This window comes from Collinsella sp. TM10-22, from assembly GCF_003466125.1.
In the GTDB taxonomy this organism is placed as follows: Bacteria; Actinomycetota; Coriobacteriia; order Coriobacteriales; family Coriobacteriaceae; genus Collinsella.
Map to the genome: position 1 here is coordinate 1 of NZ_QSOC01000010.1, position 12634 is coordinate 12634.

Genomic DNA, 12634 nt, shown 5'->3' on the forward strand with positions numbered 1-12634 from the left:
GGGCCCGGGCTGACAATTTCGACTGTAATGGACGTTCTTAAACGACTAGTCGTTGGGGACGTTCTTGTTTGACTAGTCATTTAAGAACGTCCCCAATGACTAACTTCAAAACTATGCCGGATTACGGGGCTGAACTGCGGATTGTCGACCATACCGAAATTGGTAAAAAGAAAACCGCAGGTAGAAGGCTTGCTATGATTTGAAAATAGAGGGTGTGGTTGACTCATTCAGGTTCAGCCCCGTAATCCGGTGTAGTTTTGAAATGGCACTGAATGAGTGGCGGCGAATGGGCCGCAATGAAGCAGGCTAGCCCCTCGTTTCCGAAACCTTTCCGCAACAAACTGTCCTCCACGGCGCAAGCTTTCGTCCGTAGCGTTCCCTGCGCTACACTTAGTCGCACTGTGGCGCCGCCGCGCCGCGCCCGACCCAAGGGGGACACTCATGAAGAACACTCAGCTGCTGCTGATCAACGATATGTGCGGATACGGCAAGGTCGCGCTTTCCGCCATGCTGCCGGTGCTGTCGCACATGGGTTACCGTATCCATAACCTGCCGACGGCGCTTGTGTCCGATACGCTCAACTACCCCAAGTTCTACATCCACGACACCACGGAGTACGTGCGTCAGAGTCTCGCCATCTGGGAAGAGCTCGGCTTTGAGTTCGACGCCATCTCCACTGGCTTTATCGTGACCGAAGAAGAGACGCGCATCATCTCAGACTTTTGCCACCGCCGCGCGCAAAAGGGCACCAAGGTATTCGTCGACCCCATCATGGGCGACAACGGCAAACTTTACGCCGGTGTGCCCGAGTCCACGATCGGTCTCATGAGGCATCTGCTCGAGTGCGCCGACTATGCGGTGCCCAACTATACCGAGGCGTGCCTGCTCACCGACACGCCCATTGCCGAGCAAATCACGCCTGACGAGGCCCACGCCCTTGTGGACGCCATGCGCGCGCTGGGCGCCAAGTCGGTGGTCATTACGAGCGCTGTGGTCGACGGCACGAACGCCGTCATCGGTTACGACCACGTGGCGGGGGAGTACTTCACGATTCCCTTCGACCTGATCCCGGTCTATTTCCCGGGCACCGGTGACACGTTCTCGGCGGTGCTCGTCGGTCGCGTTATGGCTGGCTGGAGCCTGCAGCACGCAACGGCCGATGCCATGCGTGTGGTGGCCGAGCTTATCGAGCGCAACGCTGACCAGGAGGACAAGTCTGCCGGCCTGCCCATCGAGGCCTGCCTGGATGTGATCGACCATGAGTAGCGCCAGCGAAAGCGGCCCCGAGCCCGCGAGCGAGGGCAAGTCGCTCGGCGCGCCACGCGGCAAGCGCCCACGTATCCGCATTAGCTGCGTGGACCAGCTGGGCACGTGCCGCTGCCACCATGGCCACAAGCCCGGCGACGTCTTCGACTTCGACCGCGATCGCGGCAAGATGTGCTCCATGGCCTGCCATGTGGGCTTTCCCTATATCGACATCCTGCGCTACGGCGGAACCGTGCCCGGCAACGAGCCCGGTACGGCAAAGTTCTGCTGCCCCGAGGTCGATACGTTGAACGTCTGGCTCGCCGAGATCGTCGACGAGTAATCGAGCGTGGATTTTCTCCCACCAAGATAATGAGCGTGGATAATCTCCCGTTTAGAGCGCCGTTTTGCGTTCAAAGTGGGAGATTATCCACGCTCAATTTGTATGCGGGAGATTATCCACGCTCATTTTATGCCGATGGCGTGGCTCACGCATCCGCGCCGCCCGGGCGCCTACAGTTGCTCGAGCATGGCCGTGCAGCCGGCGAGCACATCGCGGTAGGTGGCATCGAAGTTGCCGGTGTACCAGGGATCGGCGACGTCGCCGGGGCGATCGGTCCAATCCAGCAGCCGCGAAATCTTGCCGTCGGCATCGTCGCCGAAGATGCGACGCAGGCCGCGCGCGTTCTCGGCATCCATATAGACGATGTGGTCCCAGTCACCATACTCCGCGCGACGAACCTGGCGCGCGCGGTGCGCAACGACGGGAATCCCGACCTCGCGCAGCTTGGCGACGGTGCCATGATGCGGAGGGTTGCCAATCTCCTCGGTCGAGGTCGCGGCAGAATCAATGACGAACTCCGCCTCGCGCCCAGCACGGCGCACCAGCTCGGCAAACACCGACTCAGCCATCGTCGAGCGACAGATGTTCCCATGACAGACAAATAGGATTTTGCGCATTGGCTAAAACCTCTCGAATATCAGAGTTTTCGCAGATAATCGCACTGCTTTTTGATCCCTCGTCAAGGACAGAATATCAAATTGATTCATAAATGAGCGGATTATTCTTCTTTCCAGCGTCGTAAGAATTGTCGTAAAGAACGAGGGTTTACGACTTGTTGTCACAATGTTGACCGTCCTTTGCATCCAATTTTCAGCATATCCTCTCTGACGTCGTCGAAATCAAGATGGGTGTATGTGTTAAAAGTCACGTTGATGTCGGAGTGGCCCATGATGCATTTTAGCTTCGCAGGGTTCATTCCCCTGCGTGCCATCTTCGAGCAGAAGGTATGTCGGCAGACATGTGGTGTGATTTTGGGAAGCTCATCCTTGTAGATGCGATTATGTTTCTCTATCGCGTGGTGGAAGTACTTCTCCCAGTGCAGGGCAACACGCGGCATCTCGTTTTTATCAAGAAACAGAAAACCGCTAACACCGTCAACGACCGGCTCACTCGAAGGCTTTAGACGTTGCGCAAGGATACTCCTGAAACACTCTGTCACGGCTTGAGTCATGGGAACATAGCGGATCCCGCTCTCCGTCTTGGGACGTTCGATGTAGTATCGCATGTTGCTGGTCCGCTGAAGTTGCTTGTTTACCCGAATGCTTCCGTTTTTGAAATCAAGGTCTTCGACGGTAAGACCGCAGAATTCAGAAATGCGCAGGCCCGTATTTAGAAGGATGTAGATGGCGTCACGATAGCGGTGAAAGTGTTCATCGCCCTCCACGAAAGCAAGAAATCTGCGTTCTTGGTTAGTGGCCAAGGCCTTGCGTGTAACCATGTCGTTTGTCAGTATCGTTGCGAGCTCGAAATAGAAGGGATTTCGGCGAATCAGGCTGTTCTCCTCTGCCAGTTGAAACGCCGGTCTCAGAACACCACGGATGCTATGGATTGTGCTATAGCGCTTGCCGTGGATTTTTGCAGGTTGATGAGCCATTCCTTGGCATCAAGGGGGGTGACACCGCATATTCGTCGCGAGCCGAATTCATCTGTAGCAAGAAAATTGAGGATTGTCTTGTAGGCGGCTCGAGTGGATTGTTTCACGGCAGTCTTTGTTTCAGTGTAACGAGATGCGAGTTCGTAGACTATCATATTGTTCGGCGCGACCTTATCAAGCAGATCGCGCTGGATCTCATGCTCCAACGCGCGCAAGCACGGACTGGCTTTCTTCCCCTTCGGAGTTAGATCATGAGTTGTCAAGGTCCACGAGTAGACGCTCCGCGTTTTACCTCTTGCATCCACATACTTGAAGCAGTAACGGCCGTTTTTTCTCTGGCTTTCCCCGCGTCTGAGGATTCGCCCTTTGCTGTCTTTTCTCACAGTCACTAGCAGGCTCCTTCCTGTTCAGAAAAGAGCCCCGATGCGATATTTCAAGATTATCGCACGGGGCCCGATTGGTTAAGCTGTCAAGTGCGAAACGGTGTCGAGAAGCTCTTTATAAAGAGCGTTGGCGCAGGACGAGGGGGCGAGTCCTCGCGCATAACTCGAATATGGGTTTGTACGAGAGGAACCTTCGACCGGCCAGTATCCGTCGAGATCGTGCCTAAACTCAGAGAGACAGATCTCCCTCGTCTGCATCTCCGCAACGACGGAGAGGCGCCTCTCAAGTTGACCAAATCCGTCGACATCGTTTTGCGGACGATAAGTCGAGGATCGGCGCATCTGTTCTCCATAGAATTCCAAGGGGCTGTAGGGCGTCGTGACGATTACGAGATCGGCGGCTATCGCTTTGTCGGAATATCGGGACGGTGCCATCACCTCATGCTCCATCGCATAGGGATCCGTGATGCGAAGCAGGTCGGCGTAGGGGATGGATGAGGGACGAAGTTCGTCAAGAATCACCGTGTGCTTGCCCTCATACCCCTGAAAGATGTCTCTCGTAGATCCAGAGACGAAGAACGGTTCGCCCTTCCGCTTCGCATAGAGCTTTGCGAGGGTGGACTTCCCCGTTCCAGCAGGCCCGAAGATCCAAACTGATTCCACCCTTCTTTCGCCCTTGAGCATCAACCCCCGCCATTCCCGGGCCTGAACCTGAAGGCGGCGTGCATAAACGTCTTCGATCTGACGCTATGTCCGGGCATATTCGGATCCGGAGAGCTGAGAGATCAAGGACTCCTTGTCGATACGACCTTCGAGAAGGTCATCGAGAAGGACTTTGATGCTGCTATGGGACCTCGTTCGAGCAACGCGCGACTCAATAGAAGCAAGTAGCGCTGGGTAATCGAAATTGGAGCGCACGATTTTGGGGTCGTACTGATGCTTGGATCGTGCGCCATCCGTTCTGTGGCACAGGTAGGAAAAACCGTTTTCCACACCTGCCTTCCAAGCCTCGATGCGCTCAGGTTTATCTCCAAGGAGCTTCGCGATGCTATTGAGCGAGCGCGGATTCTGGAACTCCATCATCACGTGAAGATGCGCGGCTGCCGGACGTCCCGCGTCCGTCGTGTCGCTGTCGTGCACGATGCCCGCATAGCGCTTCGGGGCGAGTGTTTCGATTCTTCGGTACATTTCGTCCACAAGACGGGGCAGGTGATCGAGCTGCTGCTCGTACATCATCGCGCGGGTCTTCATGGGCAGAGAATTGGTCATGGTTCCGAGTCCTTTCTCGTAAATGAGCTATTTCGGGACGATTTTGGAACGCGCCCGAGGGTGCGCCTTGGGATAACAAGCTCCCCAAGGCGCATAAATGAGCAGAATTTCAAGTAATGGAACAATCGACGGGGTCCGCTTTTGCTGCGCGAAGCGGACCCCGCGGTGGTTATTCTCTGAAGTACAGGTCAAGGAGCCGCCCAAGCTCGCGGTACACGGGGAAGTCCATGATCGGAAAATGCACAAAGCCGATGCGGTCGTGCGCCCCGTCCGTACTGCTGAACCAAGCGTCGCCCGGGGAGAAGGTGCGAGGTGCACCGAGGTCGAGCAGGCGTTCCGCGCCCCATATGAGCCGCGCCTCGGGAAGCGTCGGCTTGAAGAGGACGCGGGTGCTGCACGCCGAGCGCAGCATCGACGGCAAGCCCCCCTCCTCAACAGACGCCTCGGCGATCGAGATGATGGCGTAGCAGCCCGCGCTCGCCCCCATCGTTACGATGCGCTTCACCAGCCCATCAAACGTCGCGAGGCAGTAATCGGGGTCCTCCTTGCTCGCGCGCTTGGGAAACAGCGTGCGGAGTGCCACGTACTCATCCATGAAGAGAAGCGAAACGTGAAGCCCCGCATCCCACCAGTGCACGGCGTCTCCCGTCTCTGTCGACCTGTCGTTGAGGAAGCTCTGTCGCTCTTTGATGCTGTCGGCGAACCGTGATAACGCAGACAGGATTGCGCGAGCGTCCCCGTCAGCATTCAGTGAAACCACGCGAGGAAGTCGGGAGAGCTCGGCCTGCTTGGGGTCTATGATGAGGACTTGCGATCCGTGTCCGTCAGGACCAGCCAACAGGGCTTGGAGCAAGAGGGCGATCACGCCCGTGGTCTTTCCAGCGATGAGCATGGAACCGGAGGTGCGGAGGTCGATGCTCGTGCCGTTTTGAACGCGGAATTCGTAGGCGTTCGCCGGGCACAAATCCTCGACACGCGATGCCTTGATCTCTCGATGCAACGTCACATCTTCAAGGAAGAAGGTCACTTGATTGCATGCGACGTCTGCTTCGGCAAGTACGACGGCGTAGCGGGAGAACCTTCCGCGAAGTCGGGAGCTAATGCTAGGTCCCATCTTCGATATTTCTTCTGCCGTTGAGGATGAGGTTGAGATGGCGAGCTCGAACTGTCCAGGAGCCGTCTCTTTGCAAGAGATGTCGGGAAGAAGCTCGCCTTCTCGCAGGTGTAGAGGATTCCCGTAACGTGGATCAAAGAGCCCCTTCCTAATGCGTGCATGCAACCGTGTTGATTCAGATAGCATGACGTAATGTGTGATCCCTCCCGCAAACAACATGGTCCCAGCGAGGCTAAGAGTGGCCGCTGCGGAGGTAAGGTTGCCGCCAAACGCCATCACCGTACTGGGCTCTATGGCGATGGGCGCAAGAATGGTGTTCACGAATAGCCCGATGCAATAAACGCACGCGGCGACCGCAAATAAAGCGACCCCCAGAACACAAAGCTTTGCGCTGGGGGTCGAATACACGATCGCCGGTGCGCCACTGGAGTAACGCACCACAATCACCTAGCCCTTCGCGGGGATGACGGTAATGCCGTCCGCCGTGATGGACAACTGGTTGCGATAATCACCGTAAACCTTTGCGACCACGCCGGTGGGAATGACGTGCTGATTGACGGGAATCTCGATATCGTTCGAAACCTTGATGGAAAGCTTCTCGAAACGATTGCTGACCACCTCGCCTTCGTTTTGGTGATACTGCGTGTTATCGGTTGTGATCACCACGTCGATCTTGGTGCCGCGATGCTCTTTGGTGTTTTAATCAACCCATTTACCACCTCCGACACAAAGGAAACGCTTGCCTTTCGCAAAAGCTTCCCAATCGAACTTCATAAACTGATTCAATTTCCTCATACTCGAACTCCTCTCAATCCAATTATTTGCTGACTCCGCGTTGCGGCTCGCCGTGGACATCGAGATAGAGGCGCAGGACGTTGCGCAAGATCTCCTCGACATTTCTTGTTGCGGCATGAAGATCATCGTCCCCAAACATTGCCCCATGGAGCTTCGTGTGGGCACAAAGAATCTGGCGATACATGACGCGAGAGAACATCTCTTCGGCCTTCAGGGCATGTCGAACAGCTCGTTCAGAACAAGTCGGCATGCTCGCCGAAGACTCCTTTATAGACGACATTGCCGTACTGGTTGTTGAGATGGAGCCGCATTCAAACGGTCCGCGCATGATCTTCGGTCGGGTCATACACACCTCTTTCCTAAAATTGGATATTACCGACGATTCGTCAATCGTCATCGAGCACTCGGTGAGCACATCATGCCATAAGCTTCTGAGCTGGGATTATTTCGCAAGGACCTGTCGTTCTCGACGTCCTCTGATGAGAAGAAGTGGGGCGTAATGATGACAAAGTATTCAATCACGGAACAAACACAATTTAATAATCACCCAGATGGGGCAAATATGGACATCCAGATATTGAATCGTCGGTATCGTTGGTGTCGCTGAGCCTTCAGGCTGAGGGGGATGGGCCATTTGCGCTGAGTTGCTTGCAAAACGGGGGAGGGGATATCAGAAGAAGGCGGCTTGCAGAAGACATGCCTGAGCGCTAGAGGAGGGGCTGACCAATAGTGTGCTCCTCTTCTGGGGCCAAATCCAAGCGGAGGGGGCATGAGGCCGAGAGGAACTGCTCGTCATGGCTCACCAAAACAAGCGCGCCGGGAAAGGCGGAAAGCGCTCGCTCGAGTGCCTCCACCGAGTGCAGGTCCAGGTGATTCGTGGGTTCGTCCATGACGATGATTTCGGGGGCATCTAGTATACCGCGGGCGAGCATGAGCTTCCGCAGCTCCCCCGGGCTGATGTTCTCGCCGGACAATATTCGTTCGGGATCCGAATTGAGTTGCGCAACGATCGAAAGCAGGGCTCCACGTTCGGCTTGGGGCAGGTCCTTGATTTCCGAGAGGAATTCAATTGAGGATGAATCGTCGACTTCCTGAGGGATATACAGCGTGCGAATGTCCAATCCCGTGGCCTTGCGGCCTTCCAATATCTCCAGGATATGCTTGACCAGTGTTGTTTTCCCCGCTCCGTTGGGGCCGCTTATGCCCAGATGATCGGTATTTCCCAGATAAATCTCGGGAACCCGCAAAGATTGCCTCGGGCCGCACGGTATGCGATCTGAGCTGACGTGAATCAGTGTTTTGCGCGGGCTGGGTTGCGCTTCCATCCACAAGGTGCTTTCGTAGCGCTTTTCGACATGGTGGGCGTCGACGGCGGCTTGCGCGCGCTGGATTCGGGAGTCCATGCGCGAAGCGAGCTTGCCCGCAACGCCGTCTCTGCCAGTGAGAATGGCGAGTTTGATTCGTGCTTTCGCGTCGTGATCCTTCGGATCGACATGACGGGCGCTTCTCTTGGATGCGGACCGTGAGGCGTTTTCAACGCGCCTGATATACTCAGCCTTCATGCGCTTTTCTTCGGATCGCGCAATCGATTTGGCCCGCGCCGCGCTTTCGCGCTCCAGATTCGCCTGCGAGCGAGCTTGGGAGTAGTTGCCGGGGCGCATGGTGACGTGCCCCGACTCAAAGCACAGGCAGTCCTTTGCCAAGGAGTCGAGCAACGCACGGTCGTGCGAGACGAGGAGGCCAATACCCTTGTACTCGGCGAGTGCTTTGCAAATCTGCCTTCTGCATTCTGCGTCCACATGGTTAGTCGGTTCATCCATTGCCAGAAGATCGGGATTCTGCCAAAGCGCGACGGCTATTTGAATTTTCTTCTGCTCGCCACCGGAGAGCTCGGAGAAACGCCAGAGCATATCATCGGTGATGCGGAGCATCCTTCTGAGGTGCGTGGTCGCCGGGGCGAAGTCGCACGCAAAATCGAAGAGCATGGGCGGTTCGACTCCGGCTTCTTGCGCGCAATATGCGGAGACGAGACGCGGTGAAACGACGCCGCGATCTGGAATCAGAAGTCCGCACGCAATGCGGACGAAAGTTGATTTCCCGCGCCCGTTGTCTCCGACGATGCCGTGCCAGCCGGGGGCAAATGTCGCCGACACGTTGTCGAGTGCGGGCATTGCGCTGCCAGGATATGCATAAGTAATATGGGAAAGAACGAGGGTGGTGGAGCTGTTCAAATTGGTTCTTGACATTGTGCCTCCTCGGCATGGGAGGCCGCGTTTTGCCGCATATGCTCTGATTGGCTCGTTCCGACCAACGTGAACGCCCGTCGACTCGAGTCAAGCTGAAAGAAAATGAGTCGACGGCAATGCTCGCAAAGGTAGTGTTTAGGATATACGAGGATCAGTGAAAAGACGATACGACAAATGTGCAGCCAGATTTATTCTTGGATAGATGGCAATTTGCAAATTGGCGTCGATATGTATCGTCTACAGCTTCACGAATCCTTTTCCTTTCCGGGGCGCTGGCTTGGCATATGGGCCTGCGCTGAATTCTTCCGTAGAGTCTAACAAAGCAATAATGCGGACGCAAGGAGGCGTTGCGTCTGAAAGCACGCCATTGCGTTGGACGCTTGAAGGGGTTTGCAAGTCGATTGAAAGAATACTAGTGCATCCGCTTCTTGTAACTAGCATGCGATGGTGGGCGTCGTTGTTAGCGCCGGGCGATTTTAGCCGCTAATAGTCAACCGATTTTGACCAATCCCGGTCACCGAATAATGGCCACCGTGCCTCCCCGCCGCCACTACGCTGGTGGCGCCAACACGCCGCCCTCGACAGGCTGCTCGACAAGGCGTCGGTGTTCGTGATGCGGGGCCCGAGCTACCGCGGCAGGGGGCTCGACACGTACTCGGTGGAGGCCGTCCCCCAGGCGGTGAAGGTGAGGGGGATCCAGCCCGAGGGGATGTAGGAATGCGATAGGAAAGTCATAGATGCGGGCGTGTTGGCCAAAATGGGTCGGCCGGGATTGGTCAATCTCGGCCGACTATATTTGGCTAAATTTTTCCGACACTAACATCGTGAATGTTGAGCGAGGTCATCGACTTGATTTTTCTGGTGTTTGAGATATTAGCTTTCGCGATTTACCCTCCAAATTGCAGAGGTTTGAGACGACCGGAAAGGAATGCTTATGCTCGATTCTCCGTTCTTCAGCTACTGGGGAAAGGCGAAAGGAGTTGCTTTTCTCCATCACGGCAATATCGCATCGGGGCTCAAAGTCGTAAAAACGTCGTAAGGTACGCGATATGGTTCGCCGGGATCCTAACTAGCTAGGCATTTTTCTGAATCTGCAGATATTCCCATGACAGATAAACAGTACGCGTTGCATAGAACGATACCTTTCATATAGAAGGCTGCTAAAGAGTCGAAGCCGGGCGCATACAGAGTTTTATTTCTTAGCCAGTTTGAAGTAGCGCTCAAATATCAATTCGAAAACGTAATAGAACATTAATCGACTGTCGAGGTCCATGCTGCCCAAGCGGATTTCTTTTTGCACGGTGTAGATAGGGTAGTCGGCTAGTTTCGAGAGAGAATTTCGAGAAAAGCCGGTGAGTGTGACGACCTTGCATCCGCGCGTTTTGGCTATCGATGTGGCGTCAATAGACACCTGCGTCTCGCCGCTTACGGAAACGCTGAAGACCAGGTCGTTTTTGCCAAGCAGTTCTGCGTAATGCCTCATGACATGGCGTTCGCTGAGCGTATCGGTGTTCTTGCCCATTATTTTGAGCTTTTCAGCCATCTCGAGGCACGGGTATTTCGAAAAGCCCGAGCAGAAGAACACGATATGCGAGGCGTCCTGGATAAGACTCACAACCGAATCGATGACTCGGTCGTTAAGCAGATCTTTGGTCTGTACGAGCTGGGTATCAAGAGGAAGTGCCTCGATAGTGAATCGATTGCGATCGAGCGAGGCGGAATACGATTGTTTGAGCTCCGTAAACCCCGAGAAGCCAAGCTTATGAGCAAGCCTGACGATTGTATTGGGAGCGACGAAGAACCGTTCAGCAACGCTCTTAAGCGTGACATCGTCAATATCATCACGCAGCTCGATGATGTAGCGCATGATCTCGCTTTCGAGATCGTTGAGCTTGCTCTCGCCAGCCCGCACATGATCATAAAAAGATGCTTGATCTTTCATAAGATGTTCCAGCCCCTCGCACCTCGTCGTACATATGGTACCGCTTTGTGTAGCCAGGTGAGAAATCGGTAATCGGTCAAGATCGCCAATTGCCCATGAACTGGGCAAACGTGCGTGTCTGCCTACACATATCTGTGTCGTGAGCGAAATCATGTGTCCCCGTTTCGCATTGGCTCACACGGGGACTCGCAAATGACCTTATGTCGCAAAATGACAATCGAAACGAAGCAAGCCGAGGACAACCGCGGAGCCCAAGGTCTTCGAGAACACCGATCAGCCAACCCTGGAGGGACGGAACATGAAGGATAAGCTCAATATTGTGATCGTTGGCGGCGGCTCCACGTGGTGCCCTGGCATTCTCAAAGCCCTGACCAAGCACATGGACATTCTGCCGCTGAACCGCGTGATGCTCTATGACATCGATGCCGAGCGTCAGCGTCCGATTGGCGAGTTTGGCAAGATCCTCTTCGCCGAGGAGGAGCCCGGTGTGGAGTTTGGTTACACCACCGATAAGGACGAGGCTTACACCGACGTCGACTTTGTGCTCTGCCAGATTCGTACCGGCGGCTACGAGATGCGCAGCAAGGACGAGAAGATTCCGCTGCATATGGGAATCATCGGCCAGGAAACGGTGGGCCCTGGCGGCATGGCTTACGGTATGCGCTCCATGCATGACATGGTTGAGATCGTCAACGACGTTCGCGCTCATAGCCCGGAGGCGTGGATTATCAACTACACCAACCCGGCTGCTATTGTGGCATATGGTCTCGAGCGCGTCCTGCCCGATGAGCATCGCGTTCTCAACATCTGCGATCAGCCCGTCAACCTCATGCGCTCTTACGGTCGCCTGCTCGGTCGCGATATGAACAAGACGGAGCCCGTGTACTTTGGCCTCAATCACTTCGGTTGGTTCAAGCACATCTACGATGAAGAGGGTCATGACCTCGTCCCGCAGATTAAGGAGTACACGGAGAAGAACGGCTTCCTTCCTGCCGATGCCGAGCAGCGTGACCAGTCCTGGCTTGATACCTACGCCATGGTCAAGGACATGCTCGAGGACTTCCCCGACTATCTGCCCAACACGTATCTGCAGTACTATCTGTATCCCGAGTACAAGGTCGCTCACCTCGACCCCGACTACACTCGCTCCGATGAGGTTATCAACGGCCGTGAGAAGCGCGTGTTCGCCGAGTGCGAGCGTGTTGCCAAAGTCGGCACCGCAAAGAACTCCTCGGTTGTGCAGAACGATGCTCATGGCGATATGATCGTGGAAATCACCTCGGCCATTTATCGCAACACCAACAAGACCTTCATTGTCATTGTGCCCAACAACGGCATTATCGAGGGCATGCCCGATGACGCCATGGTCGAGGTCGCGGCAAGCGTGGGCGCCAATGGCCCGCAGCCCTATGCTGTTGGCAAGATTGGCACCTTCTATCGCGGCCTTATGGAGAACCAGTACGCCTATGAGCGCCTGACTGTTGAGGCTTGGATGGAGGGTTCCTACGAGAAGGCTTTGCAGGCACTCACGCTTAATCGTCTGGTCGGTGATGCTAAGAAGGCTCGTAAGGTGCTCGACAAGCTCATCGAGGCGAACAAGGATTATTGGCCGGAGCTTAAGTAACTAGTTCCATATCGCTTGATAACTGTTATGGGGCGTGTGGATTGTAGAGCCGCGCGCCCCGTTTCTTTAAGAGGGGTAT

The 12634-nt window shown here is 55.2% G+C and carries 13 protein-coding genes; 3 read left to right on the forward strand and 10 right to left on the reverse strand.

Annotated features, from left to right (window positions below; all coding sequences use genetic code 11):
- Positions 1 to 441 precede the first annotated feature (441 nt).
- Both DXD94_RS08970 and DXD94_RS08975 read left to right on the forward strand, forming a co-directional pair.
- Positions 442 to 1266, forward strand: a complete 825-nt coding sequence (locus DXD94_RS08970; protein WP_117743457.1) for a PfkB family carbohydrate kinase — start codon at positions 442 to 444, stop codon at positions 1264 to 1266.
- Positions 1259 to 1588, forward strand: a complete 330-nt coding sequence (locus DXD94_RS08975) for a TIGR04076 family protein (protein ID WP_117763846.1) — start codon at positions 1259 to 1261, stop codon at positions 1586 to 1588. The genes DXD94_RS08970 and DXD94_RS08975 overlap by 8 nt, the downstream gene beginning before the upstream one ends.
- Positions 1589 to 1758: 170 nt before the next feature.
- Here the strand turns inward: DXD94_RS08975 and DXD94_RS08980 are convergent, their stop codons facing one another.
- The 10 genes from DXD94_RS08980 to DXD94_RS09025 all read right to left on the reverse strand — a co-directional run bounded on the left by DXD94_RS08980 (position 1759) and on the right by DXD94_RS09025 (position 10931).
- Positions 1759 to 2205: a low molecular weight protein-tyrosine-phosphatase gene (locus DXD94_RS08980; protein ID WP_117743459.1), complete on the reverse strand. Its 447-nt coding sequence runs from the start codon at positions 2203 to 2205 to the stop codon at positions 1759 to 1761.
- Between the two features lie 161 nt (positions 2206 to 2366).
- Positions 2367 to 3182, reverse strand: a complete 816-nt coding sequence (locus DXD94_RS08985) for a site-specific integrase (RefSeq protein ID WP_199568425.1) — start codon at positions 3180 to 3182, stop codon at positions 2367 to 2369.
- Positions 3113 to 3571 carry an integrase DNA-binding domain-containing protein gene (locus DXD94_RS09940; protein ID WP_199568426.1) on the reverse strand — a complete coding sequence of 153 codons (459 nt, stop codon included), beginning with the start codon at positions 3569 to 3571 and terminating at the stop codon, positions 3113 to 3115. Before DXD94_RS09940 ends, DXD94_RS08985 begins: the two co-directional genes overlap by 70 nt.
- A gap of 72 nt (positions 3572 to 3643) precedes the next feature.
- Positions 3644 to 4249, reverse strand: coding sequence for a hypothetical protein (locus DXD94_RS08990; protein WP_117763847.1), 606 nt, complete (start codon positions 4247 to 4249; stop codon positions 3644 to 3646).
- A gap of 63 nt (positions 4250 to 4312) precedes the next feature.
- Positions 4313 to 4834, reverse strand: a complete 522-nt coding sequence (locus DXD94_RS08995) for a Rep family protein (protein WP_117743461.1) — start codon at positions 4832 to 4834, stop codon at positions 4313 to 4315.
- Positions 4835 to 5003: 169 nt separating this feature from the next.
- Positions 5004 to 5948 (reverse strand): hypothetical protein, encoded by a 945-nt coding sequence (locus DXD94_RS09000; RefSeq protein ID WP_147347144.1) that lies wholly within the window; start codon positions 5946 to 5948, stop codon positions 5004 to 5006.
- 447 nt (positions 5949 to 6395) lie between these two features.
- Positions 6396 to 6611, reverse strand: a complete 216-nt coding sequence (locus DXD94_RS09005; protein ID WP_117743463.1) for a hypothetical protein — start codon at positions 6609 to 6611, stop codon at positions 6396 to 6398.
- Between the two features lie 154 nt (positions 6612 to 6765).
- A complete protein-coding gene (locus tag DXD94_RS09010; protein WP_117734898.1) occupies positions 6766 to 7089 on the reverse strand; it encodes a hypothetical protein in 324 nt (107 codons plus the stop codon).
- A 361-nt stretch (positions 7090 to 7450) separates the two neighbouring features.
- Positions 7451 to 8989: an ATP-binding cassette domain-containing protein gene (locus tag DXD94_RS09015; protein ID WP_117763849.1), complete on the reverse strand. Its 1539-nt coding sequence runs from the start codon at positions 8987 to 8989 to the stop codon at positions 7451 to 7453.
- 1192 nt (positions 8990 to 10181) lie between these two features.
- Entirely contained in the window at positions 10182 to 10931 is a 750-nt protein-coding gene (locus DXD94_RS09025) for a MurR/RpiR family transcriptional regulator (protein WP_117743465.1), read from the reverse strand.
- A gap of 298 nt (positions 10932 to 11229) precedes the next feature.
- Here DXD94_RS09025 and DXD94_RS09030 point away from each other — a divergent pair, with 298 nt between their 5' ends.
- Complete coding sequence (locus tag DXD94_RS09030; protein ID WP_117743848.1) at positions 11230 to 12555, forward strand: 6-phospho-alpha-glucosidase; 1326 nt, start codon at positions 11230 to 11232, stop codon at positions 12553 to 12555.
- Positions 12556 to 12634: the final 79 nt, after the last annotated feature.

Excerpts from the sequence above, each read along its gene's own strand:
- DXD94_RS09000 (WP_147347144.1), bottom strand. The coding sequence starts at position 5,948 with ATGGGACCTAGCATTAGCTCCCGACTTCGCGGAAGGTTCTCCCGCTAC.
- DXD94_RS08985 (WP_199568425.1), bottom strand. The coding sequence starts at position 3,182 with ATGGCTCATCAACCTGCAAAAATCCACGGCAAGCGCTATAGCACAATC.
- DXD94_RS08995 (WP_117743461.1), bottom strand. The coding sequence starts at position 4,834 with ATGACCAATTCTCTGCCCATGAAGACCCGCGCGATGATGTACGAGCAG.
- DXD94_RS08980 (WP_117743459.1), bottom strand. The coding sequence starts at position 2,205 with ATGCGCAAAATCCTATTTGTCTGTCATGGGAACATCTGTCGCTCGACG.
- DXD94_RS09010 (WP_117734898.1), bottom strand. The coding sequence starts at position 7,089 with ATGACCCGACCGAAGATCATGCGCGGACCGTTTGAATGCGGCTCCATC.
- DXD94_RS09025 (WP_117743465.1), bottom strand. The coding sequence starts at position 10,931 with ATGAAAGATCAAGCATCTTTTTATGATCATGTGCGGGCTGGCGAGAGC.
- DXD94_RS09015 (WP_117763849.1), bottom strand. The coding sequence starts at position 8,989 with ATGTCAAGAACCAATTTGAACAGCTCCACCACCCTCGTTCTTTCCCAT.
- DXD94_RS08975 (WP_117763846.1), top strand. The coding sequence starts at position 1,259 with ATGAGTAGCGCCAGCGAAAGCGGCCCCGAGCCCGCGAGCGAGGGCAAG.
- DXD94_RS08990 (WP_117763847.1), bottom strand. The coding sequence starts at position 4,249 with ATGCTCAAGGGCGAAAGAAGGGTGGAATCAGTTTGGATCTTCGGGCCT.
- DXD94_RS08970 (WP_117743457.1), top strand. The coding sequence starts at position 442 with ATGAAGAACACTCAGCTGCTGCTGATCAACGATATGTGCGGATACGGC.
- DXD94_RS09030 (WP_117743848.1), top strand. The coding sequence starts at position 11,230 with ATGAAGGATAAGCTCAATATTGTGATCGTTGGCGGCGGCTCCACGTGG.